This is a genomic window from Pseudarthrobacter sp. GA104 (assembly GCF_009741265.1).
Lineage (GTDB): Bacteria > Actinomycetota > Actinomycetes > Actinomycetales > Micrococcaceae > Arthrobacter.
This window is the reverse complement of record NZ_WOWL01000001.1, coordinates 4,624,297-4,648,811: the sequence shown is the minus strand read 5'-3', so window position 1 is coordinate 4,648,811 and position 24,515 is coordinate 4,624,297. Positions and strand designations below refer to the sequence as shown.

The following is a 24,515-nucleotide window of genomic DNA, read 5'->3' as shown; positions in this document are numbered from 1 at the left end:
CGGAAGGACGTAAAGATGTTTCTCTTCACCAGCCTTAACCTCTTGCTCGACGGCCGGCGCAGTGATGACAGCCGGTCACACGGCGGCGGCAGCGGACAAACCGAATTCCCTGAAGGCCAGCTCAGTTCCGCAGCCTGGGAAGGCTGGTGGCACGAGGAGGCCGCCTGACACCCGGACTCCCTGGCGCCTGGTTCCGGGTAGCGGCCCCGTCAAAGGCCGCTGCGAATCAGCCGGAGGCGCGGATGAAGCCAGCCACCGGCTCTGCAAGGGTCGCGCCCACTTCCGCGGCTGAACGCTTCACGCCGGCCACCGCAAACGAATGGTCGCCGCCCTCCACCCACTGCAGGACAGCTGAGGGTCCTATCCGGCGCACCACGTCCTCCAGGATGCCGGGAGTAGCGAACGTGTCGCGGCTGCCCTGCAGGAACAGCATCGGTGAAGTGATGCCGTAGAGGTGTTCGTCCCGGACTTTGTCGGGCTTTCCCGGCGGATGCAGGGGATACCCCAGGTAGACCAGTCCTGCAGCGTCCATCCCGTCCGCCACGGCCATCGAGGCCATCCGTCCGCCGAAGGATTTGCCCGCCGCCCAGATGCGGCCGGTGGCGCCATGTTCCGCCGCCTTGCCTGCCGCCGCATCCATGGCTGCCCGCCAGGCTGCGATCGCCGTGGGTGGGCGGTCCGGGAACTTCCTTCCGGCCTCCCGGTAGGGGAAGTTGAAGCGGAGGGTGGCGAGGCCGAGGGAGTTCAGTGCGTCGGTGAACCCGCGCAGGAAGGGATGCTCCATGCCCGCACCCGCACCGTGCGCCAGCACCACCGTGGCGGACGGGCTGTCAGGGCACGCGTAGGTGCCGGAGACCATGACTTCGCCCACCGGGATGCTGAGGGCGGTTTCAGAAGCTGACATGCGTCCATCATGCCGGACCGGCCGCCAAAATCTGCCGGCCTCCTGTTGCAGGGGTGTACGTTGTCCCCATGGCGAGCGAACAGACCACCATCACAGTCCAGGGGCCGAACGGCGAGCGGGAAATGCGCATTTCGAGCCCCAGCCGGGTCATTTGGCCTGAGCCGGGAATCACCAAACTCGACCTGGCGAAGTACATCTGCGATGTCGGGGAAGCGTTCATCGCTGCCAACGGTGGCAGGCCTGTGGCCCTGCAGAGGTTCTCGGGCACCATCGACGGCGAGATGTTCTTCTCCAAGAACCCGCCGAAAGGTGCGCCGGCGTTCGTCCGGTCCACCAAGGTGGTCTTTCCGAGCGCACGCTCCCATCCCATGCTGATCCTTGATGAACCCGCAGCTGCCGTATGGGCGGTGCAGATGAACACCATCGTTTTCCACCCCTGGCCCTCCCGTGCGGAAAACACGGACAATCCCGACCAGCTGCGCATCGACCTCGACCCCCAGCCGGGAACCGATTTCGACGACGCCATCCCTGCCGCGCTGGCGCTGAAGGAGGTCCTGGCCGAGGCGGGCCTAGACTGCTTCATCAAGACCTCGGGGAACCGTGGACTGCACGTTTACGCGCCAGTGGAGCCCGCGCGGGAATTCCTTGACGTCCGGCACGCTGTCATCGCTGCGGCCCGGGAACTGGAGCGCCGGATGCCGGAAAAGGTCACCACCGCCTGGTGGAAGGAAGAACGCGGCGAGCGGGTATTCGTGGACTTCAACCAAGCCAACCGGGACCGCACCATCGCCGGCGCCTACAGCCCCCGGCCGCTGCCCCACGCCCCGGTGTCCTGCCCGATCACCTGGGATGAACTGGAAAACGTGGATCCGAAGAACTTCACCGTCCTCACCGTCCCGGACCGGCTCAAGACGCTCGGTGACCCCTGGGCGGACATGGGCAGGAACCCCGGAACCATCGACACGCTCCTTGGGTGGTGGGAGCGTGACCTCAAGGCCGGGCTGGGCGAGCTTCCGTTCCCGCCGGACTACCCCAAGATGCCGGGCGAGCCGCCCAGGGTGCAGCCAAGCCGGGCGCGCAAGCAGGAGTAGCGGAAGCGGAAGGCAGCCTCCGCCGTCGCCCCAAGTCCTTACCCGCGCGCACTTTGCCAGCAGCTATTCGAACCGGGAGGGATCCCCGGTGCCGCGCCGGACAACCTCCGCCACGCCGCTGGAAAAGTCCACCACTGTGGTGGGTTCTGATCCGCAGTCGCCCGCGTCGATCACGGCATCCACCTGGTGGTCCAGGCGCTCCTTGATCTCCCACCCCTGGGTCAGCGGGTCATCCTCGTCAGGGAGCAGCAGGGTGCTCGAAAGCAACGGCTCACCGAGCTCCGCGAGCAGTGCCTGAACCACCCGGTTGTCCGGAATCCTCACGCCAACCGTTTTCTTCTTCGGATGCAGCAGGCGCTTCGGAACCTCCTTGGTGGCCGGCAGGATGAAGGTATAGCCGCCCGGGGTTACGGCCTTGATGCTCCGAAAGACATCGTTCCCGATGTGCACAAACTGGCCCAGCTGCGCGAAGTCACGGCAGACCAGCGTGAAGTGGTGCTTGTCGTCCAGCCGGCGGATGGTCCTGATCCGGTCCAGGGCGTCCCTGTTGCCTATCTGCGCGCCCAGCGCGTAGCAGGAGTCCGTGGGATAGGCGATCAGCCCGCCGTCGAGCACTATCTTGACTGCCTGGGTGATGGCGCGGGGCTGGGGGTCCTGGGGGTGAACGTCAAAGTATCTGGCCATGACCCTGAGCCTACGGCCCAGGCGGTCCCTTGCGCACCACCGTTCGGCATCCCCTACCACCCGCCCTTCGTTTGAGGCAGGATGTTGTCTGGTTCCACCATGTTCCGTCCCCATTCAAGGAGATCCACCATGCCGACCACTCTCAACCCCTATATCAGCTTCCGCGACAACGCCCGCGAGGCGATGACCTTCTACCAGGCGGTCTTCGGCGGCGACCTGGCCCTCAGCACTTTCGGCGAGTTCCAGGCCAGCGACGATCCGGCCGAATCGGACAAGATTATGCACGGCATGCTGACCACCACCCAGGGGATGGTGCTGATGGGGGCGGACACGCCGAACAGCATGGGGTACGCGCCGGGATCATCCATTTCGATCTCGCTCAGCGGTGACGATGAAGCGGAACTGCGCGGGTACTACGAGAAACTCAGTGGCGATGGCGGAACGGTGACCGTTCCCATGGAGCAGGCGCCCTGGGGTGACATCTTCGGCATGTGCACCGACCGGTTCGGTGTGGCCTGGCTGGTCAACGTCAACAACCCCCAAGTTGCCACGGGAACACCCTAGGACAGTAGCTTCTTTCGGGCCGGGAAGCAGGCGCGCTGAACGGTCCTCGCCCAGGCCCAGCAGCCCCGGGTCATTGAGGGGAATCCGGGCCGGTGCGAGGATGTAGGCGTGGAGCCAGACGTCAGATTCACCGGCCCGGAACATGAGCGGCCCGCCACTGCCAGGCCACCGGGCCTCCGGCAGGGCTAGGTTCCCGGTTCGGATCAGGAATGACCCGCACGCTCTATCTCGACGTCGACGGCGTCGTTTGTCCGTTCGGGCCAACCGGAGCCAGCGCTTGGGGATCCGGCTGGAAGTACGCCGATGCGGGCCTCCTGCCCGTGGCCTATGCGCCGGAACTCGTGGACGGGCTGAACGGCATTGCCGCGATGCCGGGGGTGCGCTGCGTCTGGCTCACCAGCTGGGAGGAACTTGCCCCGCAGTACCTGTGCCCGGCCATTGGCTTGGATGGGGCACGGTGGCCTTACCTGACTTCAGGCGGGACAGCCGCGGGGGAGGGCTGGTGGAAGCTTCGCGCCATCCAGGAGGACGTGGAAGTCGCCGGCCTTGAGGCTGTTGCCTGGATCGACGACCAGTTGGCATTCGAGGCGGCGGCCCAGGCCTGGGCCAGGCTCCTCGGCCGGCGCATCCTGTCCGTTTCCCCCGATCCGAGACGCGGCATCTCGCCCATGGAACTGGAGCGGATACGGTCGTTTCTCGGACAGCCGTTGTTTTGACCTGTTGTTGGGTACGCGTACGATCGATAAGGTTTCACGCCGGTCTGGTTACCGCCACAAGTCATTCCAAGCGAACAGCTGGTGAATTATCTGTGCAGGGCAGCCGGCGGAAAAGAAACTGCTGGACGTCGACTCTGCAGATTGGGCAACAGGTGGATATCACCTTCATGGTGGCGCTGGTTATCGCACTGGCACTATTTTTCGATTTCACTAACGGTTTCCACGACACCGCGAATGCCATGGCCACGCCCATCGCAACCGGCGCCATCAAACCAAAAACCGCGGTGGCGCTGGCAGCCATCCTGAACCTCGTGGGCGCATTCCTTTCCACGGAGGTGGCCAAAACGGTGTCCGGCGGAATCATCCGTGAGGGATCGGACGGCGTCCAGATCACGCCGGACATCATCTTTGCCGGACTCATGGGTGCCATTCTTTGGAACATGATCACCTGGCTGAAGGGCCTTCCCTCAAGTTCTTCGCATGCCTTGTTCGGCGGGCTCATCGGTGCCGCCATTGCCGGCATCGGCTTCAACTCCATCAACCTTGAAGGCCTCCTCCAGAAGGTCATCCTCCCGGCGATCTTCGCACCGCTTATTGCCGGCGTCGTTGCCTACATCTGCACGCGCCTCGCCTACGCGCTGACCTCGCGCCACGATCCCGAGACCGGCAGCAAGCTCACCCAGAAGCGCGGCGGCTTCCGGACCGGTCAGATCTTCACGTCCAGCCTGGTTGCACTGGCCCACGGCACCAATGACGCCCAGAAGACCATGGGCATCATCACGCTGGTCCTGATTGCCGCCGGAACCCAGGAGGCCGGCTCAGGACCCCAGTTCTGGGTTATTGCAGCCTGCGCCCTGGCCATCGCCATCGGCACGTACGCCGGCGGGTGGCGCATCATCCGCACCATGGGTGCCGGTCTCACCGAGGTTAAGCCCGCCCAGGGTTTCGCGGCGGAGACCAGCACGGCGTCTGCCATCCTTGCGTCCTCACACCTCGGCTTTGCGCTCTCCACCACCCAGGTTGCTTCCGGTTCCGTCATCGGCTCCGGCATGGGCCGCAAGGGAACCAGCGTGCGCTGGAACATGGTGGGCAAGATCGCCCTGGGCTGGCTGTTCACCCTTCCCGCCGCCGGAATTGTGGGGGCATTGACCGCCCTCCTGGTCAAGACGGGCGTGGTTGGCGTTTTGATTGCCGCCGTTGCCGGCACCGCAGCCGTGCTGCTGATGTTCTTCTACTCACGCAAGTCCGCCGTCGGCCATCACAACGCCATCGAGGTGGAAGAAGCCGGACAAGCCGTCCGTTTTGCCAAGAAGAAGGCCCTGGCACGTGCCCGTGCGCGCGCCAAATCCAAGGCAAACGCCCAGGCCGAGCCAAACACCCAGCCCACCAACAAAACCGAAGCCGGCACCCAGTCGGAAGCCGAAGCCGTCGACACGAAGGATGCCCAACGATGAAGTGGTTGGAACTGCTGACCGTAGCCGGTGCCACCCTGGCGGCCGCTGTGACTGTGGTGGTCCTCTACTCCCTGGGCGTCAGGCTGACCGCCATCGCCGGTGACCCGCAGCAGGTGTCCCCAGGAACCAAGCGTGCGTTCGCATACGTCTGCTTCGGCCTGTGCGGCCTGGCAGTGCTCTTCGGGCTGTACCTGATCATTCCGTACTTTTCCGGCTGACCTGCCTCTGGCAGGCGCTGATGCCGTTGGCTAGGCTGGCTCCATGCCACGTATCCAGTACTTCGTCGCCGCGTCCCTGGACGGCTTTATTGCCACGCCCACCGATGACCTGGGCTGGCTCCTGCAGTTCGACGGTTTTGAGGGCGGCAAGGAAAGCTACGAGTCGTTCATGGCAGATGTCGGCTGCATCGTCATGGGCGGCGGAACCTACGCCTGGCTCCTGGAGCACGAGCCGGGCAACTGGCCTTACCCTGGCACACCCTCCTACGTGTTCACCCGGCATGAGTACACGGCTCCGGCAGGTTCCGACATCACCTTCGTCCGCGGCGAAGTCACCGAGTTCCTCGCAGACTTCGAACGGGCCGCCGGCGGCAAGAACATCTGGGTGGTGGGCGGCGGGAACCTCGCCGCCCAGTTCGCTTCGGCCGGACTGCTCGACGAACTTATCCTCTCCGTCATCCCGGTGGTACTGGGAGATGGCAAGCGGCTGCTTCCGCTGGCAGGCCCGACGCCGCCACTCGAGTTGGTGGCCTCGCGCACCATGGGCAGGGGAATCGTGGAGCTGCGGTACCGGCTGGACGGAATTGCCGGCTCCTGAGCGGAAGGCCAACCAACGTTCATCCGTCGCGGGCGTGCAGGAACTGCTCGAGGGCATCTTCTCCCGGGGAGAGCCCGATGTAGGCGAAGTCCGTACAGCCTGCGATTGATCCTTCCAGGCGTTTCACTTCCGCAGCCCGATCTGGCCACTTGGGTGGTTCCCAGTCCTGGTGTTCGCTTGTGTAGTGGCGGCCGGCGGGTGAGGTCCAGCCGGGTGGTTCGGTTTTTGTTGCCGGGGTGGGTTTCCAGCCGCTGGTGTGGCGGAGTTTGTGGTGTTTCGGGCAAGGCTGTCCCAGGTTCGAGACTCCTGTGGTGCCGCCGTTGTGCCAGGCGAGGAGGTGGTCGGCTTCGTTGTCGAGGGAGTGGTTGCTGCAGCCGGGGAAGGGGCATTTGCCGTCGCGCAGCCTGAGCCAGTTCCGCATGGCTTTGGTGACCCGGTAGCTGGTGCGGCCGATTTCCAGCGGCGCCCCGTCCCGCGGGTCCACCAGGACGCGGTGGAACGAATCCGCCCCGGTCGCGACGAGGTCCCGGGCCATGGAGGGCGGGATGGGTCCGTACCCGTCCAGCATCGCCGGCTCATCAGTCAGGCCGAGCAGGGCGAACACGGGCACGGTGACCAGCACCTCGGCCCGGACTGGCGCTTGGTTTGGACCGGTTCCCTCGCCGCCGTCGCCAGCACCGGGTGCACCGGTAACGCCGCTGGTGTTGCCGGTGTTGAGGAGCCCTTCGGCGAAACTATCGGCCCGGAGCTGGGTGAGGGTGCGGTGCTCGTTTGGTCCCTGCATGGTCCGGGAGAGCGCGGTGAGCTTGTTCCAGAGGGCCGTGGCCTGGTGGGCGGGCAGGTAGGCGGAGAGCCAGGCCATCCCGTCCTGGTCGGGCCGGTATTCGACCCGCCGGTCCGAAACCCCTTTGGCGTGGCGTTGTTCGATGGAGTCGGCGTGGTGGCGTTCGCGCCAGGTGCGCGCCTTGGCCCGGAACCTGTACGCGGGGATCTCCCCGATCGGGGCGGCGGTGGCGGGTTTTGGTGTGTCAGGGTCCAGGAAGTGGGCTTCCAGGGCGGCGGCGCCGGCGGGGTCAAGGGTGGCGGCCTCGTCCACCATGACGGTGGCGTGCTGCCAGGAGATGGTTCCGTTGTGCAGGGCTGCGAGGGTCCGGGGCAGGGAGGTGGTCAGGGCGTGGGAGCGGGCCAGCAGGGCTCCGGCTGCCCGGTCACCGATGGCCATGACACAGCTGATCTCGGCGGCGATAGCCCTTTCGAGCGCCTGCACGGGCGGGTCCGGCGGGGCGGCCGCCCGGGCGGTTTCGGCGTAAGTCCCTGCAGCGCTGACCACCAGCCCAGCAATTCTGGCCTGGACCCCGGCGGCCCCGGCAAGGATGTCCAGGCACCCGTCGGCCAGCCCGGCCAGCGGATCAGCAGCGGAAAACGGCTCCGAACCGCACCCGTCCGCCTCGGCCATGAGCACGGCAAGAGCGGCATTCATGTCCGCAAACGCCTTCGCCACCGCCGCTTTTCCCATACCAAAATCATCGCGCGAGGGTACGACATTATTGGGGCCGGGAAGGGCACAGGATCGAAAAGGGGACTCGCCCTACTCCTGCCGGGCCGGGACGTTGTCCCGGATCATGTTCGTGATACGGGCGGTGGACAGCCGGCGGCCCTGCCCGTCCGTAATCACAATTTCGTGGGTGGCCAGGGTCCTGCCCAGGTGGATGGCGGTGCAGGTTCCAGTTACAGTGCCCGCCGCAATGGAGCGGTGATGCGTGGCATTCACCTCGATGCCGACAGCGTGGCGGTCCGGTCCCGCGTGCATCCCCGCGGCAAACGAACCAAGGGTCTCCGCCAGCACTACGTGGGCGCCGCCATGCAGAATGCCCGCAACCTGGGTGTTGCCCTCCACGGGCATGGTGGCAACGCTCCGCTCGGGACTCATTTCCAGGAAGTGAATCCCCATTTTCACCACCAGGGCGCCGATCCCGAACCGGCCCAGCCAACCGTGCAGATGCTCAGGGATTCCGGCGGCCGCAAGCTCCCCGGCGAAAGGGCCGGGCGTGAAATTGTCCATCATGGCAACTAGGCTGGCACCTGTGAGTGAAACAACCAAACCGGCCCCTTTCCCGTCCCAAACCTTGCAGGAGGACAAAGCACCGCAGGGTTCCGCCACCCTTGAGGACGCTGCAGTCGGGGAAGGCGCAGGCCGGGGCAATGTCCCGGCACAGGCCAGTGGCTCGGTTTCTGCGACGGAAGCCCCGGTGGTTCCCATGACGGGACAGCCGCGCCTTTTGGTGCTGGACGGACATTCCATGGCATTCCGCGCGTTTTTTGCGCTGCCCGCGGACAAGTTCTCAACCACGAACGGGCAGCACACCAACGCCATTCACGGATTCACCTCCATGCTGATCAACCTCATCAAGGAGCAGCAGCCCACCCACATCGCGGTGGCCTTCGACGTTTCGGACGAGTCCACCCACCGCAAGACGGAGTACAGCGAATACAAGGGTGGCCGCAACGAGACTCCGCGGGAGATGAACAACCAGATCGACCTCATTGCGCAGGTCATGAAGGCCTGGGGCATCAAGACCATCACAATGCCCGGCTACGAGGCAGATGACATTCTTGCCACCCTCGCCACCATGGGAGAAAAAGCAGGGTACGAAGTGCTGCTGGTCTCGGGGGACCGCGATGCGTTCCAGCTCATCACCGACAACGTTTTTGTGCTGTACCCCAGGAAGGGCGTCAGCGACATTCCGCGGATGGATGCCGCTGCCATTGAGGCGAAGTACTTCGTCAGCCCCAGCCGGTACTCGGATCTTGCTGCGCTGGTGGGCGAAACGGCGGACAACCTCCCCGGCGTGCCCGGGGTCGGGCCCAAGACGGCCGCCAAGTGGATCAATCTTTACGGCGGGCTCGACGGCGTCCTGGAGCACCTGGATGCGATTGGCGGGAAGGTGGGCGATGCGCTGCGCGAAAACGTCGAGGCCGTCAAGCGGAACCGCCGCCTGAACCAGCTGCACACGGACCTTGAGCTTCCCGTCACGCTGGATGACCTTTACCAGCCGCGGCCGGACCAGGCCGCCCTGGAGGACCTGTTCGACAAGCTTGAGTTCAAGACCATCCGCAGCCGGCTCTTTGCGCTCTACGGCGATGCGGACAAGCCTGCCGCGGAACGGGAAAGCATCGACACGCCGCAATACGTCGTGCCGGGCAGTGCCGCGGAGCTGTCAGCGTTCCTCGACGCCGGCGCGGGGCAGCGCTCCGCCGTCTCCGTCGACCTTGTCCCCGGCCGCATCGGCGAGGACGCCGCGGCGCTGGCGATTGTCCGGGACGGCGCTGCCGCCTATGTCGACCTGTCAAGCCAGGACGCCGAGTCGGAGAACGTCCTGGCCGGCTGGCTGCGGGACCCGGAAGCGCCGAAGGTCCTGCACGGTTTCAAGGCCGCACTGAAAGCCCTGACGTCCCGTGGACTGGAGCTGGAAGGCGTGGTGGATGACACCTCCATCTCCGGTTACCTCATCCAGCCGGACCGGCGCACCTACGAACTCGCGGAGCTGGCCCAGCACCACCTCAACGTGGGGATCCCTGCCGCCACGGCCAAGGCAGGCCAGCTGGAGCTCTCCTTCGACGGCGAGGACGACGCCGCCGCCGATGCACTGGTCCAGGCGGCCGCCGTCGTGCTGGCCCTGAGCCGCTACTTCGAGGACGAACTCAAGGAGCGCAAGGCGGAGGAGCTCCTGTCCACGCTGGAGCTGCCGGTCAGCCGTGTCCTCGCCGACATGGAGCTCGCCGGCATTGCCATTGACATGGCGCGCATGGATGACCAGATCGCCGATCTGGCCCGGGTCATCGACCAGGCGCAGGAGCAAGCGTTCGCGGCGATCGGGCATGAGGTGAACCTGGGCTCTCCCAAACAGCTCCAGACGGTCCTGTTCGAGGAACTCCAGTTGCCCAAGACCAAGAAGATCAAGTCGGGCTACACCACGGACGCCGCATCTTTGAAGAACCTGCTGGAAAAGACGGGGCACGAGTTCCTGGTGCAGCTGATGGCGCACCGGGAGGCCGCCAAGCTGAGCCAGATGCTCGAATCCCTGAAGAAGTCCGTGGCCGAGGACGGCCGCATCCACACCACCTACGCCCAGAATGTGGCAGCGACAGGCCGGATCTCCTCCAACAACCCGAACCTGCAGAACATCCCTATCCGCAGCGAGGAAGGCCGGCGGGTCCGCGGGATCTTCGTGGTGGGGGAGGGCTATGAGTGCCTGCTGTCCGCCGATTATTCCCAGATCGAAATGCGCATCATGGCCCACCTGTCCGGTGACCAGGGCCTGATCCAGGCCTACAGGGACGGTGAGGACCTGCACCGGTTCGTCGGCTCGAACATCTTCCATGTGCCCACCGAAGAGGTCACCAGCGCCATGCGCTCCAAGGTGAAGGCAATGTCCTATGGCCTGGCCTATGGCCTGACATCGTTCGGCCTGTCCAAGCAGCTGGAGATCTCCGTCGATGAGGCACGGACCCTCATGAAGGACTACTTCGACCGGTTCGGCGCTGTCCGCGACTACCTCCGCGGCGTGGTGGACCAGGCCCGCATTGACGGGTACACCGCAACCATCGAGGGACGCCGGCGCTACCTGCCGGACCTCACCAGCACGGACAGGCAACTCCGGGAGAACGCCGAGCGGATTGCCCTGAACAGTCCCATCCAGGGCTCGGCCGCGGACATCATCAAGCGCGCCATGCTGGGAGTCCACGCCGAGTTGAAAGCGCAGGGGCTGAAATCACGGATGCTGCTCCAGGTCCACGACGAACTGGTCCTGGAAGTGGCAGCCGGTGAGCGCGCGGCCGTGGAGAAGCTGGTTACCGAGCAGATGGCCGCCGCCGCGGACCTGAGCGTCCCGCTGGAGGTCCAGATCGGCGTCGGCCCCAGCTGGTACGACGCCGGCCACTAGCGGGTGTTGATGCTGGCCAGGCGCCGGGGATCTTGGCTAGGCTCAGGTGCGTGGCTGATCTGAGTGGAAACTATGAAATCCGGCGCTTTGACGCTGTGTCCAAGGGCAAGGACGGTTACGCCGAGGCCGAAACCTGGAGCCGCGCCGTGTCCTTCGGCTTCCACGAATCCACCCGGACGCCGGAACACGTCGCGAAGACGCTTGAGACGTATGAGGCCGACCGGCGCGTCCTCACCGGCGCCTACCAAACCGGCCCGGTAGCGCCGTCGTCGCTGCCCGCCGACGTGCCGGTGGCCACCTTCGGCACCATGCGCAACACGCTCAACGTCGGCTTCGGGCACCTGGTGGAAGCCCACCTGGTCACCGCTGTCACCGTCCGCACCTCGCACCGGCGGCGCGGCCTGCTGCGGCGGATGATGAGCGAGGACCTGCAGCTCGCGAAAGACGACGGGGTTGCGGTGGCGGCGCTGACCGCGTCAGAGGGAACCATATATGGCCGGTTCGGCTACGGCGTGGCCAGCTTTGAACGCAACATCAAGGTTGACACCACCGCGCGGTTCAGCCTGCCGCACCAGCCCGCCGGCACCGTGGAGGTCGCTGATCCCAAGGCATTGCTGCAGCTGGCTCCGGAAGTCTTCGACCGGGTGCACCGGCTGACCCCGGGGTCCGTAGGGCGGCAGGACTGGTACCGGCAGCTTGCGTCGGGCTCGCTCGGCCGCGACGGCAAGGAGGACCCCGCCATCAAGGTGGCGCTCCATTACGGGCCCGCCGGAACCATCGACGGCTACGTCTCCTACAAGTTCCTCGGCTGGGACACCGAGCCCTACACCGTGGAAGTGGTGGACCTGCTGGCCGGCACCAATGATGCCTACCTGGAACTCTGGCAGTTCCTTGGCGCCATCGATCTGGTGGAGCGCGTGTCCTGGACGGAAGCCCCGTTGGACGACCCGCTGGCCTGGGCCCTGGACGATCCGCGCTGCATCGACTCCTCGGACAGCCGGGACATGCTCTGGCTGCGCATCCTCGATGTCCCGAAGGCACTGGCCGGGCGGCACTACCCGGCAGGAGGCCGCCTGGCGCTGAAAGTCCTGGATCCGCTCGGCCTCACGGCCGGAACGTACGCTCTTTCCGTCGACGGCGGCCAGGCCGCCGTCGAGCGCCTGCCGGAGACGGCGGAGGCGGACCTGACCCTGGACGTCTCCGCGCTGTCCTCGATGTACGTCGGCGGGGTCAGTCCGGTCACGCTGGCGGCAGCGGGCAAGGTCCGGGAGCACACGGCCGGATCCGCGCTGAAGGCCAGGCAGATGTTCGCCGTCGAGCGCTCGACGCATTGCCTTACCCACTTCTGAGGTCACTGGCAGCCTGGGGTCCCCTTCCCGGGTGGCCGCGTCATGCGCGTGCCCTGCCTCGCCGCTTTTGACCCGTGTTGCGGGCAGCGACTAGAATAAACGGGCGTGTACTACGTGCACGTATTTGCAGTTAAATATATTCTCAGCAATCCACAAAATCAGGATGACCCGGAGGATCCGTCGGATTCACCGCAAATCGCGCCTGCGTTCCATAACGCGGGCGCGCCGGTTTGCCTGACCGACTAACTATCCACAACGGAGCCCCTACTACATGACCATCACCTCCACCGAGAAGCCCGGTACCCCCGTAGTCGCCATTAACGACATCGGTACCGCTGAGGACTTCCTCGCAGCAGTCGACGCGACCATCAAGTACTTCAATGACGGAGACCTCGTCGAAGGTACCGTCGTCAAGGTCGACCGCGACGAAGTCCTGCTCGACATCGGTTACAAGACCGAAGGTGTCATCCCCTCCCGCGAGCTTTCCATCAAGCACGACGTTGACCCCGGAGACGTCGTCTCCGTTGGCGATCAGGTCGAAGCCCTGGTGCTCACCAAGGAAGACAAAGAAGGCCGCCTGATCCTCTCCAAGAAGCGCGCGCAGTACGAGCGTGCCTGGGGCGACATCGAGAAGGTCAAGGAAGAAGACGGTGTCGTCACCGGTACCGTCATCGAGGTCGTCAAGGGTGGTCTTATCCTCGACATCGGCCTGCGCGGCTTCCTGCCCGCATCCCTCGTCGAGATGCGCCGTGTGCGCGACCTTGCTCCGTACATCGGTCAGCAGATCGAAGCCAAGATCATCGAGCTGGACAAGAACCGCAACAACGTTGTGCTGTCCCGCCGTGCATGGCTCGAGCAGACCCAGTCCGAGGTCCGCTCCACCTTCCTCAACAAGCTGGAAAAGGGCCAGGTCCGTCCCGGCGTCGTTTCCTCCATCGTCAACTTCGGTGCATTCGTGGACCTGGGCGGCGTAGACGGCCTGGTTCACGTTTCCGAGCTGTCCTGGAAGCACATCGACCACCCGTCCGAGGTTGTCGAAGTTGGCCAGGAAGTCACCGTCGAGGTTCTCGAGGTCGACCTGGACCGCGAGCGCGTCTCCCTGTCGCTCAAGGCTACGCAGGAAGATCCGTGGCAGACCTTCGCCCGCACCCACGCCCTGGGCCAGGTTGTCCCGGGTAAGGTCACGAAGCTCGTTCCGTTCGGTGCGTTCGTCCGCGTCGAAGACGGCATCGAAGGCCTGGTCCACATCTCCGAGCTGGCTGTCCGCCACGTGGAGCTGGCAGAGCAGGTTGTCTCCGTTGGTGACGAGCTGTTCGTCAAGGTCATCGACATCGACCTGGAACGCCGCCGCATCTCGCTGTCCCTCAAGCAGGCCAACGAGGGCGTCGACGCCGACAGCACCGAGTTCGATCCCGCTCTGTACGGCATGGCCGCAGAGTACGACGAAGAGGGCAACTACAAGTACCCCGAGGGCTTCGATCCCGAGTCCAACGAGTGGCTTGAAGGTTACGAGAACCAGCGCGCCGCCTGGGAGCAGCAGTACGCTGACGCCCAGACCCGCTGGGAAGCACACAAGAAGCAGGTTGCCCAGCACGCTGCCGACGACGCTGCAGCTGCAACGTCCGGTGAGAGCGACTCCGGCACCACCAGCTACTCCTCGGAGCCGGCTGCTGAGTCCAACACCGGTGCAGGTACGCTTGCATCCGACGAGGCTCTCGCCGCCCTGCGTGAGAAGCTGACCGGCAACTAAGTGCCAACGGTCCGGACTTTTCCGGGCTGACACAACGGGCCCCCGCAAACGCGGGGGCCCGTTGTCGTTAAAGCAGCAACTGACTGGCACTTAGCGCTGCCAAACGCGATTTTTGGTGCGCTTGCTGCTAGTCAGTTGGGAGTGCGACGACGGCGCGGACAGTTCCGTCGTCGTCAGGCGTGAGAGTGGCGCCGGCGCCGGCAAGGATCCGCTGGGCGGCGGGGTTTCCGGCTAGCGTGCGGGCGGTCACCTCGGCGATTCCGGCGTTGCGGGCCTCAGCCAGGACCAGGCGAAGTGCAGCGCTTCCGATGCCGCGGCCCCGAAACCTCCTGCCGAGCCAGATCCCGGTCTCCGCGGTGTCCCGTGCGGTGCCGGCATCTACGCGCTTGAGCCGGATGGAGCCGGCGAGGGCGCCATCGGCAAGGATGCCCCAGGATTTCTCGCCGGCCGTCCCGTCGAGGCCTTCCGCGGCGGCGCGGTGGTAAGTGAAGAACCAGGCTGTCCGTTCCAGGTTCCAGCCCGGGCCGCCGAGCGGGGGAGCCACCTCATCCGGCGAGGCGTCCCGCTTGGCTAGGTCCAGGAGTTGTTCCAGCACCTGTTCGTCGACGTCCAGCAGGGACACGTCAGGCAAGCGGGACATCCACCCACTCCGTTCCTTCCATCGTCAGGGCGGCGCTGCCGGCGGTGAGGAGCTGCACGCGCCCGGCCGCAGCGGCAATGGCTGCGGGCTCGTCCGGCACGGCCACGCGCAGGACGGTGTGCCCGGCGGCGTAGCTGGTCCCGGCCATCACGAATCCCGCGGAGCGCAGGTCGTTTTCCAGCCGGCCGGCAGCAGCGTGCGGCACTTCGGCGGCACCGATGCGCAACCTGCTCCGGCGCACCATGGGCACCAGGGACAGCGCCGAGGAGACGGACTCCGAGTAGGCGCGCACCAGGCCTCCGGCACCCAACAGGACGCCACCGAAATAGCGCACGACGACGGCACTGACGTCGCTGAGGTCGGCCACCCCGGGGAGTGTCTCCCTTTTGGCGAGGGCCTCAAGCATCGGAAGGCCGGCCGTCCCCGAGGGCTCACCGTCGTCATTGGAGCGCTGGATGTTCCGGTCCGCGCCGATGATGAACGCTGAGCAGTGGTGGCGTGCGTCATGGAATTCGCGGCGCAGGCCGGTGGCCAGGTCACGTGCCAGTTCTTCGGTGCCGGCGCGGCGCAGGACGGTGATGAACCGGGAGCGCTTGATCTCGATCTCGTGGCGGAAATCGGGTCCGGCCGCCAGGGTGGTGTAACCCGTGGCCCTGCTGTCTTCCTCTTGCACCCGGCCCAGTCTAGGCCCAAGTTCCCCCGGCCCGGCAACGGCTGGAGTAGGGGTTGCGGCTCGTGATTAAGGATCGATTAAGGCGTCAGCGGGAATCTGGGAACACCAGGAAACGGAACCAGCAGAGTATTCCGAACAGGAAAGGGAGAGCCTGACCATGAAGCGGGTAGAAGCCTCAAGCCGCAGCACGCATCAAACAGGTCTTTTCCGGATTGAATCGCCGGAAATCCTTCCGCAGCCTGGCCGGCGCGGCACCCCAGGTTCCGCCTACGGCAACAACTGGGTTGAAGAGATTTGGCCGGACTGCCTGGTGGACCGCACCAAGTCCAACCCGGCAGCCCTGGAGGACCTCCTGGCGCCAAGGGCCGGTTCGCCTTACTGAACTCTTCGCCGAATCCGGAGCAATGCCTGAACCGAAGACGGTCAGGAAAAAACCCTGTCATCCATCCGGGGTGGCACCGCAAGAAAGGAGCAGTACATTGTTCACATCCAAAGGAAATCACCGGATTTCTGCCCACATGGCCGGACCTGCGTCAGTGGATGGCAAGCGGTCTGATGGAACCAAAAAGAGGAAGCTGTTCCTTTCCATCGCAACTGTTGCCGCAGCCGGTTTCTCAGGAGTGATTGCCGCGCCCGCGAATGCATCTTCGACGACGGCGGATGGCGCGAGGGACCTGCAGGCACACTCGATAGCCGCGCCTTACGGTGAAGAGGAAATCCGCACCCTGCAGCAGCTCGGCGACTTTCTTGGCGCCAGCTCCCGCATCACGGCTAACCAATACGCCCTGGGCCATATGTACTAGAACTGTTAGGGCATGACCCCCGGGCGCCGGGGCGGTTGTCCGGATGAATTCCGGCCGGGTCCGGTCCATGGCACCACAGGAGACGCGCCGTGGACCTGGACCGGACCTGAACCTGGACCCGGACCGGGGGATTAGGGTGGGGGAGTGCTCAAGATCGGGTTGACGGGCGGCATCGCCTCAGGAAAATCAGTGGTTGCCTTGCGCCTGAAGGAACGCGGCGCGGTGCTGGTGGATGCTGATGCATTGGCGCGGGAAGTGGTGGAGCCGGGCTCCGAGGGCCTGGACAGCGTTGTGGCTGAGTTTGGCCGGGATGTCCTTGGCCCGGATGGCCGCCTTGACCGGCCCAGGCTCGGGGACCTGGTCTTTGGAGATCCGGCACGGCTCGCCGTGCTGAATGGAATCGTCCACCCCTTGGTCCGTTCGCGTGCGGCCGCCATCGTGGAAGCTGCAGCAGGAGATGCCGTCGTGGTGCAGGACATTCCCCTGCTGGTGGAAACCGGACAGGGGAGCGACTTCCACCTTGTGGTGGTGGTCGACGCGCCGGACGACGTGCGGCTCCAGCGAATGCTGGAGCACCGCGGGATGACGCGCGAAGCTGCACTGTCGCGGATGGCTGCGCAGGCAACGCGGGAGGAACGGCTGGCCGCGGCCGACGTCGTCCTGGACAACTCCGGCAGCGTGCAGCACCTGCTGGACCAGGTGGACCGGCTCTGGGACGACCGGCTGGTGCCCTTCGCCCGCAACCTCGCCGCGGGCAGGCGTGCGCCGAGGAACTGCGGTCCTGTCCTGGAGCCGTATCGGGAGGAATGGGCCAAGGAGGCGGCCAGGATCTCCGCGAGGCTGAAGACCGCGGCCCCCGGGCTCATCCTGGCGGTGGACCACATTGGCTCCACGTCCGTCCCCGGGCTCGCTGCCAAGAACGTCATAGACCTGCAGGTTGCGGTTTCCGGCCTGGACGTTGCAGACACTGCTGCACCCCTGCTGGCGGCAGCCGGGTTCCCCGTGGTGCCCGGTGCCGGGTCCGATACGCCCAAGCCGCCGGCGCCGGATCCCGGGCAGTGGCAGAAACGGTTCCATGCCAACGCGGACCCCGGGCGTCCGGTCAACATCCACGTCCGTGTTGCCGGCTCGCCCGGATGGCGCTATGCCTTGATGTTCCGGGACTGGCTGCGTGCCGACCCGTCCGCACGCACGCTGTATGCACGGCATAAGGCAGGCCTTGCTGGACGTTTCGCCGGGTCGGCGGGCACCAGGGCGTACGCAGAGGCCAAGGAACCGTGGTTCACGGACGTTGCCTGGCCCCTCATGTCCGCCTGGGCCGAGGAGACCGGCTGGGCGCCGCCGTCGTACGCGTCCTGAAGGCATCCGCGGACCGGCGGAGCTGTTCGCCCGTAACGGACGGGCCGCAATAGTGTCGGTGCCCGGTTGTAGATTAGATCCATGAGCCTTGCGCAGGATATCAACCGTGTTGTGGCGCCCTTTGAGGTCATCAGCGAATTCAAGCCCGCCGGCGACCAGCCCGCCGCCATTGCCGAACTGACGGAGCGCATCAGGAACGGCGAGAAGGACGTGGTGCTGCTCGGTGCCACGGGTACGGGCAAGAGCGCCACCACCGCCTGGCTTATCGAGCAGGTGCAGCGGCCCACCCTGGTGATGGTCCAGAACAAGACCCTGGCGGCGCAGCTGGCCAACGAATTCCGCGAGCTGCTGCCAAACAACGCGGTGGAATACTTCGTTTCCTACTACGACTACTACCAGCCCGAGGCCTACGTCGCCCAGACGGACACCTTCATCGAGAAGGACTCCTCCATTAACGAGGAAGTTGAAAGGCTCCGCCACTCAGCCACCAACGCCCTGCTGACCCGCCGGGACGTGATCGTCGTCGCCACTGTCTCCTGCATCTACGGCCTGGGCACGCCCGAGGAATACATCGCAGGAATGGTCACGCTCCGCAAGGGGGCGGAGATGAACCGTGACGACCTCCTCCGCAAATTCGTGTCCATGCAGTACGCCCGCAACGACATGGACTTCCATCGGGGCACGTTCCGCGTCCGCGGGGACACGGTGGAGATCATCCCGATGTACGAGGAACTGGCTATCCGGATCGAGTTCTTCGGGGATGAGATCGAGAATATCCAGACACTCCACCCGCTGACCGGTGAGGTGATCCGCGACGAAGAGGAAATGTACGTCTTCCCGGCGTCGCACTACGTGGCTGGACCGGAACGGATGTCCCGGGCCATCAAGCGGATCGAGGATGAGCTCGCTGATCGGCTGAAGGTACTGGAAAGCCAGAACAAGCTGGTGGAAGCGCAGCGGCTCCGGATGCGGACCATGTACGACCTCGAGATGATGCAGCAGATGGGCTTCTGCAACGGCATCGAGAACTATTCGGCGCACATCGATGGCCGCGCCCCCGGAACGGCCCCCCACTGCCTCCTGGACTACTTCCCGGACGACTTCCTCCTGGTGGTGGACGAGTCCCACGTGACCATCCCGCAGATCGGCGCCATGTACGAAGGCGACATGTCGCGCAAGCGGAACCTGGTGGACTTCGGCTTCCGCCTGCCCTCGGCCATGGACAACAGGCCGCTGAAATGGGACGAGTTCCTGCAACGCGTTGGCCAGACCGTTTACCTGTCCGCCACGCCGGGCAAGTATGAACTGGGCAAGGCCGACGGTTTTGTGCAGCAGATCATCCGGCCCACGGGCCTCATCGATCCCGAGGTGGTGGTGAAGCCCACCAAGGGCCAGATCGACGACCTGCTGGGCGAGATCAAGACCCGTACGGACAAGAACGAGCGCATCTTGGTCACTACCCTGACCAAGCGGATGGCCGAGGACCTTACGGACTACCTCCTCGGGCATGGCATCAAGGTGGAGTACCTGCACTCCGACGTCGACACCCTGCGGCGCGTGGAGCTGCTGCGCGAACTCCGGATGGGCAAGTTCGACGTCCTGGTGGGCATCAACCTGCTCCGTGAGGGCCTGGACCTTCCCGAAGTGTCCCTTGTCAGCATCCTCGATGCGGACAAGGAGGGCTTCCTGCGGTCGTCCACGTCCCTGATCCAGACGATCGGCCGCGCTGCCCGCAACGTCTCCGGCCAGGTGCACATGTACGCCGACCGCATCACGGACTCCATGGCGCAGGCCATCGACGAGACAAACCGGCGCCGCGCCATCCAGGTTGCCTACAACACCGAACACGGCGTGGACCCGCAGCCGCTGCGGAAGAAGATCGCCGACATCACGGACCAACTGGCCAAGGAAGACGCCGATACCCAGGAGCTGCTGAAGAACAACCGGCTGGCCAAGGGAGGAAAGCGGAAGTCCGCCGCAAAGGGTGCCGCCCAGGTCCGCTCGGACGGCCTGGCAGCGGCCCCGGCCGAGGACCTGGTGGGCCTGATCGAACAGCTGACGGAGCAGATGCACGGCGCTGCTGCCGAGCTGCAGTTCGAAGTGGCCGCCAGGATCAGGGACGAGGTCAGCGAGCTGAAGAAGGAGCTCCGGCAGATGCAGGCTGCCGGGCACGCCTGACACAAACATCAACAGGGGACGGGCGGGCGGCCCGCCTGGGGTAGAGTTAATGTCACGTAGGGGAGTATCCCGAGCGCTACGATCGTCAACACGCAGGGCATGGTTGCCCCGCCGGGCGTAGCGGGCCGCCGTTTCAGCACCAAGTGCGCAGGCAGGCCGGAGAGACTTACACCGCATCTCTGTACCCTGCGAAAGGCTACCCTGTGCTCGAATTGCCCGTCTGGTTTGAGGTCGGCTCCTTTGTCGTCCTTGGCCTGATCCTCCTGACCGACCTTCTCCTGGTGGTCCGCCGCCCGCACGAACCCTCCATGAAGGAAGCCGGACTCTGGGTGGCCTTCTACGTCACTCTGGCCCTGGTGTTCGCCGGCGCCATGTTCGCTTTCACCGGCCCGGAATTCGGCGGCCAGTTCGTCGCCGGCTGGGTGACGGAATACAGCCTCAGCATCGACAACCTGTTTGTCTTCATCATCATCATGGCCAGGTTCTCCGTGCCCCGGAAGTACCAGCAGGAAGTGCTGATGGTGGGCATCATCATCGCCCTGATCCTGCGCGGCATCTTCATCCTGCTCGGCGCGATCGTGATCGAGCAGTTCAGCTGGGTGTTCTATATCTTCGGCGCGTTCCTGCTCTGGACCGCATGGAAGCAGGCCCAGGACGAGGGCGAAGACGAAGAAGACCGGGAGAACCCGCTGATCGCCAAGATCCGCAAGGTCATCCCCATGTCCGAGAAGTTCGACGGCGGCAAGCTGCGCACCACCGTGAACGGCAAGAAGGTCTTCACGCCCATGCTGATCGTGTTCATCACCATCGGCCTCACGGACCTGCTCTTCGCCGTCGACTCCATCCCCGCAATCTTCGGCCTCACCCAGAGCCCCTTCATCGTGTTCACGGCCAACCTGTTCGCCCTGATGGGCCTGCGCCAGCTGTACTTCCTGCTCGGCGGCCTCATGAACCGCCTGATCTACCTGAAGCACGCGCTCTCCTTCATCCTCGCGTTCATCGGCGTCAAGCTGGTCCTGCACGCCATGCACGTCAACGAGCTTCCGTTCATCAACGGCGGGCAGCACATTGAATGGGCCCCCGAAATCCCCACGTTCGTTTCCCTGGGCGTCATCGTTGGCACCATCGTCATCGCGGTGGTCGCGAGCCTGGTCAGCTCCAAGGCAAAGGAAGCGCACCTGGACCCCCGCCTCGAGGAGGACGTCCGGAGGAGCCACAGCGACGCCGAGTAGGCGTCCCTGGTCCTCCTGACCCGGACAATCCCGGCCGTATCCTGCGGCCGGGATTGTCGCTTTAAATCCCCTCTGCAGGAGGCGCATGGGGGACTATGCTCGGACCATGGCCCCCACCCTGATATCGGACCAACAGGTGCGCCTGGTGCAGCGGCGCACGGTGGTGCTGCTGAGCGCGGCCCAGATTTTTGGCGGAATCGGCACCGGTGCCACGGTTTCGATCGGGTCCATACTCGCCGTCGAACTGTCCGGATCGAGTGCCTGGGCCGGCGCCGTCGCCACGGTCATGACCCTCGGCGCAGCCCTGGCTGCCCTGCCGCTTGCCTCGCTGGCGGACCGCCGGGGACGCCGGATCGGCCAGATGGCCGGGCTGTCCGCGGCCCTCGCAGGCACGGTCCTGATGGTGCTCGCGGTGGTGTCCGGCCTTTTCGTCCTGCTGGTGCTCGGCGCAGCCGGGATCGGTGTGGGTACCGCCGCCAGCCTGCAGGCCCGCTTCGCCGCCGTCGACCTTGCGGACCCGGAGCACCGCGGCAGGGCCCTGTCCGCCGTGGTGTGGGCCGTAACCGTTGGCGCCGTCGCCGGACCCAACCTCATCCAGCCCGGCACCGTGGTGGGACAGGCGCTGGGCCTTCCGCCGGTGGCAGGGCCTTTCGTGATTGCCGGAGCCGGGCTTCTCGTGGCGAACGTCCTGCTTTTTACCGGCCTGCGGCCGGATCCGCTGCTGCTGGCCAGGGAACTTGCGCCGCAGCAGGCGGGCACCGGCGCCCCCGGCACGGCACAACAAACGCCGGCAGCACCGGAGGGCAGCGGCGCGGGGGCAGGCACCAACGGGCAGGCAAAGCGCGACGGCGGCTCGCTGGTCCGCGGGCTGCGGGCCATCCGCGGCTCCCGGACCGCGCTCCTGGCAGTGGCCGCCGTCGTCGGGGCCCACGCGGTGATGGTGGGCGTGATGTCCATGACGCCACTCCACCTGCAGGAACTGGTCGAAGGGCCGGGCGCGAGCCACGCGGGCCACACGGCGTCCGGTGACGTCCTGGTGATCATCGGTTTCACCATTTCGCTGCACATCGCCGGGATGTTCGCTTTGTCGCCGGTGATGGGCTGGCTGACGGACAAGGCCGGCAGGGCGCAGACCATCATGATTGGCTTCACCCTGCTGATCACCGCCGTAGCTGTTGCCGGATTCGGCCAGGCATCCACGGGGGCGGTGGCGGCAGGCCTGGTTTTGCTGGGCCTGGGCTGGTCCGCGGCCACGGTGTCCGGTTCCACCCTGCTTGCCGAGAGCGTCGGCCGGGACTCCCGTGTAGTGGTGCAGGGGGTTTCGGACATGCTCATGGGTGCAGCGGGGGCCGTGGGCGGGGCGGTGTCGGGCCTGGTCCTCAGCTGGATCGGCTACCTGGGCCTGAACCTGCTGGGCGGCGTGGTGGGCGCAGCCGTCCTGGCCGCGGCGTTCGTGACCGTGGTGGCCGGGCGGCGCGAGTCAGCGCCCGCCTGACCTGGCCATACCCAGCAGCCTGGCGAAGATCGCCTCCCCGTCGTCGGCGATGCCATCATGGTGGAAGTCGCCGGTCTCCCAGACCTGCAGCCCGCGCACCGCGGACGCTGTTTCCAAGGAGAGTTTCCGGTCCACATAGATGTCGTCCGAGTAGACGGCGGCCGCCGCCGGAACGGTATTGGCCCCCAGCCGGGCAATATCGTAGAGCGGCTTCCAGTCCGTTTTGGCTGCAAGCAGGTCCGCCACGTCCCGGAGGGGCTGAAGCGCAGGGTCCTGTTCGAAGTACCACGGATAAACCATCTCGCCCGTCAGCAGCAGCGGCTCGGCGTCCGGCCGGAACTCCGGGTAGTCCGCCAGTACCCGCCAGGCGGACCAGCCGGTCGCCTGCCCCTGGCCGTAGATGGATTCATGCATCAGCGCGTAGAGGGGATTGGACCGGCGCGATACGATGCCCTGCACCTGGTCCAGGAAGGCATCCGAGAGCCGGGGGCCTTCCGCTGTTTCCGTGAAGGCGTCCTCCAGCAGGTGATGCAGGCTGTCCACGCGCGTATTCCCCCCGAGGAAGGAACCCACCATCTGGAAGCGCTCCACGGTGAGCGGGCCGCCGTCGGGAAGGAACTCCGGGGTGCTCCTGAGGTGGCGGGCAATCCGGTCAACCATGTCCCGGTCCTCCGGGTACCAGCCGAAGTACTCGGCGTTGCGGGCCGCAACGCGCTGGAACGTAGCCCGGTAGACGTCATCGGCCGGGCCGGTCAGCGGCGCAAGGCCGCCGGTCACCAGGACCTCCTTCAGGCCCTCCGGGGCAAAGGACAGGTACGTCAGTGCGCAGAAGCCGCCGTAGCTCTGGCCGTACACCGTCCACGGGCCCGCCCCCAGGGCATCCCGGATCAGCTCGGCGTCGGCCACGATGGAATCCGCACGGAAATGCTCCAGGTACGCGGCCTGGTCCGCGGCGGACCCCCGCAGCGGCAGGGTGTTCCGGTCCGCAGGCGTGGAGAGCCCCGTTCCGCGCTGGTCCAGCATGAGGATCCGGAAGTCCTTGGCAGCCGCTTTGCTCCAGCCGCCCAGCGAGCCAAACCTGTTGCCGCGCCCGCCGGGACCGCCCTGGAGGAACAGGAGCCACGGAAGACCCGCGGCCTGGTTCTCGCTGTGCGCGGCCGAAACGTACTCCCGGGCAAAGACGGTGATTGTTTCGCCCGAGGGGGAAGAATGGTCCAGCGGCACTGTGAAAAAGTGCTCCGTGGTCCGCATCCCGCGGAACTGGTGCTTCGCCCTTACCTCATGCCTTGCCCGGACCGCCGGGCCTGCCGGCGATGGCATCCCTGCACTAGCCATTGGCAGGGGCGGGGACGGCACTGCCGAACTGTTCGAGGGCCTGGCCGGTGAGCCGGAACGTGGACCAGCCGTCCATGGGCCTGGCGCCGAGGCGCCGGTAGAAGTTGATGGACGGCTCATTCCAGTCAAGGACGCTCCACTCCACCCTGGCGTAGCCGTTCTCCACGGCGATGGCGGCAAGGTGCTGGAGCAGGGCCTTTCCGTGTCCTTCGCCGCGGGCTTCCGGGCTCACGTAAAGGTCCTCCAGGTAGATGCCGTGCACGCCTTCCCAGGTGGAATAGTTCAGGAACCACAAAGCGAACCCCTGGACTTCGCCGGCCCCGTTCTCTGCCATGGCAGCGAACACGCGCGGGTTGTCTCCGAACAGCACCTGCTGCAGCATCCCGGGGGTGTTCCGGACGGCGTCAGGTTCCTTCTCGTAGTGCGCCAGTTCGTGGATCATCCGGAGGATTGCGGGTACGTCTTGCGGGGTTGCGGGGCGGATTACACTCATTGTTCGAGCTTACCGCCGGCACCCGGCAGGCGCTGG

Annotated in this window: 24 protein-coding genes; 16 read left to right on the top strand and 8 right to left on the bottom strand. The window is 65.7% G+C overall.

What is annotated here, in order from left to right:
- Positions 1–15: 15 nt before the first annotated feature.
- Positions 16–168, top strand: coding sequence for a hypothetical protein (locus GK109_RS21970; protein WP_197432528.1), 153 nt, complete (start codon positions 16–18; stop codon positions 166–168).
- A gap of 58 nt (positions 169–226) precedes the next feature.
- On the opposite strand, the gene GK109_RS21330 is transcribed toward GK109_RS21970, so the two are convergent.
- Positions 227–904: an alpha/beta family hydrolase gene (locus GK109_RS21330; RefSeq protein ID WP_157242390.1), complete on the bottom strand. Its 678-nt coding sequence runs from the start codon at positions 902–904 to the stop codon at positions 227–229.
- Positions 905–972: 68 nt separating this feature from the next.
- Between GK109_RS21330 and ligD the strand changes: the two genes are divergently transcribed.
- The gene (gene ligD / locus GK109_RS21325) at positions 973–1,995 is read left to right on the top strand and encodes a non-homologous end-joining DNA ligase (RefSeq protein ID WP_197432527.1); all 1,023 of its coding nucleotides are present in this window, start codon (positions 973–975) and stop codon (positions 1,993–1,995) included.
- 63 nt (positions 1,996–2,058) lie between these two features.
- Here ligD and GK109_RS21320 read toward each other — a convergent pair whose 3' ends face one another.
- Positions 2,059–2,679: an L-threonylcarbamoyladenylate synthase gene (locus GK109_RS21320; RefSeq protein ID WP_157242389.1), complete on the bottom strand. Its 621-nt coding sequence runs from the start codon at positions 2,677–2,679 to the stop codon at positions 2,059–2,061.
- A gap of 129 nt (positions 2,680–2,808) precedes the next feature.
- Between GK109_RS21320 and GK109_RS21315 the strand changes: the two genes are divergently transcribed.
- The 5 genes from GK109_RS21315 (at position 2,809) to GK109_RS21295 (ending at position 6,229) form a co-directional block, all read left to right on the top strand.
- Positions 2,809–3,243: a VOC family protein gene (locus tag GK109_RS21315; protein WP_157242388.1), complete on the top strand. Its 435-nt coding sequence runs from the start codon at positions 2,809–2,811 to the stop codon at positions 3,241–3,243.
- A gap of 209 nt (positions 3,244–3,452) precedes the next feature.
- Positions 3,453–3,959 carry an HAD domain-containing protein gene (locus GK109_RS21310; protein WP_157242387.1) on the top strand — a complete coding sequence of 169 codons (507 nt, stop codon included), beginning with the start codon at positions 3,453–3,455 and terminating at the stop codon, positions 3,957–3,959.
- 152 nt (positions 3,960–4,111) lie between these two features.
- Complete coding sequence (locus tag GK109_RS21305) at positions 4,112–5,413, top strand: anion permease (protein WP_370460749.1); 1,302 nt, start codon at positions 4,112–4,114, stop codon at positions 5,411–5,413.
- A complete protein-coding gene (locus GK109_RS21300) occupies positions 5,410–5,631 on the top strand; it encodes a hypothetical protein (protein WP_104997881.1) in 222 nt (73 codons plus the stop codon). Before GK109_RS21305 ends, GK109_RS21300 begins: the two co-directional genes overlap by 4 nt.
- 43 nt (positions 5,632–5,674) lie before the next feature.
- Complete coding sequence (locus GK109_RS21295) at positions 5,675–6,229, top strand: dihydrofolate reductase family protein (RefSeq protein WP_157242386.1); 555 nt, start codon at positions 5,675–5,677, stop codon at positions 6,227–6,229.
- A gap of 19 nt (positions 6,230–6,248) precedes the next feature.
- Here the strand turns inward: GK109_RS21295 and GK109_RS21290 are convergent, their stop codons facing one another.
- Positions 6,249–7,745: an HNH endonuclease signature motif containing protein gene (locus GK109_RS21290; RefSeq protein ID WP_157242385.1), complete on the bottom strand. Its 1,497-nt coding sequence runs from the start codon at positions 7,743–7,745 to the stop codon at positions 6,249–6,251.
- A 72-nt stretch (positions 7,746–7,817) separates the two neighbouring features.
- A complete protein-coding gene (locus tag GK109_RS21285) occupies positions 7,818–8,294 on the bottom strand; it encodes a PaaI family thioesterase (protein ID WP_197432526.1) in 477 nt (158 codons plus the stop codon).
- 193 nt (positions 8,295–8,487) lie between these two features.
- Here GK109_RS21285 and polA point away from each other — a divergent pair, with 193 nt between their 5' ends.
- From polA to rpsA, 3 genes are all read left to right on the top strand, one after another.
- Positions 8,488–11,172: a DNA polymerase I gene (gene polA / locus GK109_RS21280; RefSeq protein ID WP_157242383.1), complete on the top strand. Its 2,685-nt coding sequence runs from the start codon at positions 8,488–8,490 to the stop codon at positions 11,170–11,172.
- A gap of 50 nt (positions 11,173–11,222) precedes the next feature.
- On the top strand, positions 11,223–12,521 hold the full coding sequence (locus GK109_RS21275) for a GNAT family N-acetyltransferase (protein ID WP_370460748.1): 1,299 nt from the start codon (positions 11,223–11,225) through the stop codon (positions 12,519–12,521).
- Between the two features lie 271 nt (positions 12,522–12,792).
- Positions 12,793–14,271, top strand: a complete 1,479-nt coding sequence (gene rpsA / locus GK109_RS21270; protein WP_157242382.1) for a 30S ribosomal protein S1 — start codon at positions 12,793–12,795, stop codon at positions 14,269–14,271.
- A gap of 127 nt (positions 14,272–14,398) precedes the next feature.
- Here the strand turns inward: rpsA and GK109_RS21265 are convergent, their stop codons facing one another.
- Positions 14,399–14,911, bottom strand: a complete 513-nt coding sequence (locus GK109_RS21265) for a GNAT family N-acetyltransferase (RefSeq protein ID WP_157242381.1) — start codon at positions 14,909–14,911, stop codon at positions 14,399–14,401.
- Positions 14,895–15,584, bottom strand: a complete 690-nt coding sequence (locus GK109_RS21260; protein WP_370460747.1) for a YigZ family protein — start codon at positions 15,582–15,584, stop codon at positions 14,895–14,897. The genes GK109_RS21265 and GK109_RS21260 overlap by 17 nt, the downstream gene beginning before the upstream one ends.
- 157 nt (positions 15,585–15,741) lie before the next feature.
- On the opposite strand from GK109_RS21260, the gene GK109_RS21255 reads away from it, so the two are divergent.
- The 6 genes from GK109_RS21255 (at position 15,742) to GK109_RS21230 (ending at position 22,651) form a co-directional block, all read left to right on the top strand.
- Positions 15,742–15,966 carry a hypothetical protein gene (locus tag GK109_RS21255; RefSeq protein WP_157242380.1) on the top strand — a complete coding sequence of 75 codons (225 nt, stop codon included), beginning with the start codon at positions 15,742–15,744 and terminating at the stop codon, positions 15,964–15,966.
- Positions 15,967–15,988: 22 nt separating this feature from the next.
- The gene (locus tag GK109_RS21250) at positions 15,989–16,387 is read left to right on the top strand and encodes a hypothetical protein (protein ID WP_157242379.1); all 399 of its coding nucleotides are present in this window, start codon (positions 15,989–15,991) and stop codon (positions 16,385–16,387) included.
- A 144-nt stretch (positions 16,388–16,531) separates the two neighbouring features.
- On the top strand, positions 16,532–17,746 hold the full coding sequence (gene coaE, locus GK109_RS21245) for a dephospho-CoA kinase (protein WP_370460746.1): 1,215 nt from the start codon (positions 16,532–16,534) through the stop codon (positions 17,744–17,746).
- Positions 17,747–17,827: 81 nt separating this feature from the next.
- Entirely contained in the window at positions 17,828–19,924 is a 2,097-nt protein-coding gene (gene uvrB / locus GK109_RS21240) for an excinuclease ABC subunit UvrB (RefSeq protein ID WP_157242378.1), read from the top strand.
- A 203-nt stretch (positions 19,925–20,127) separates the two neighbouring features.
- Entirely contained in the window at positions 20,128–21,156 is a 1,029-nt protein-coding gene (locus tag GK109_RS21235) for a TerC family protein (protein WP_321216170.1), read from the top strand.
- Between the two features lie 106 nt (positions 21,157–21,262).
- Positions 21,263–22,651, top strand: coding sequence for an MFS transporter (locus tag GK109_RS21230; RefSeq protein ID WP_157242377.1), 1,389 nt, complete (start codon positions 21,263–21,265; stop codon positions 22,649–22,651).
- Here GK109_RS21230 and GK109_RS21225 read toward each other — a convergent pair.
- Together GK109_RS21225 and GK109_RS21220 are read right to left on the bottom strand one after the other, a co-directional pair.
- Positions 22,637–23,902: an alpha/beta fold hydrolase gene (locus tag GK109_RS21225; RefSeq protein ID WP_231754903.1), complete on the bottom strand. Its 1,266-nt coding sequence runs from the start codon at positions 23,900–23,902 to the stop codon at positions 22,637–22,639. The two genes, GK109_RS21230 and GK109_RS21225, sit on opposite strands and share 15 nt — an antisense overlap.
- Positions 23,903–23,978: 76 nt before the next feature.
- Complete coding sequence (locus tag GK109_RS21220) at positions 23,979–24,479, bottom strand: GNAT family N-acetyltransferase (protein WP_157242376.1); 501 nt, start codon at positions 24,477–24,479, stop codon at positions 23,979–23,981.
- Between the last annotated feature and the right edge of the window lie 36 nt (positions 24,480–24,515).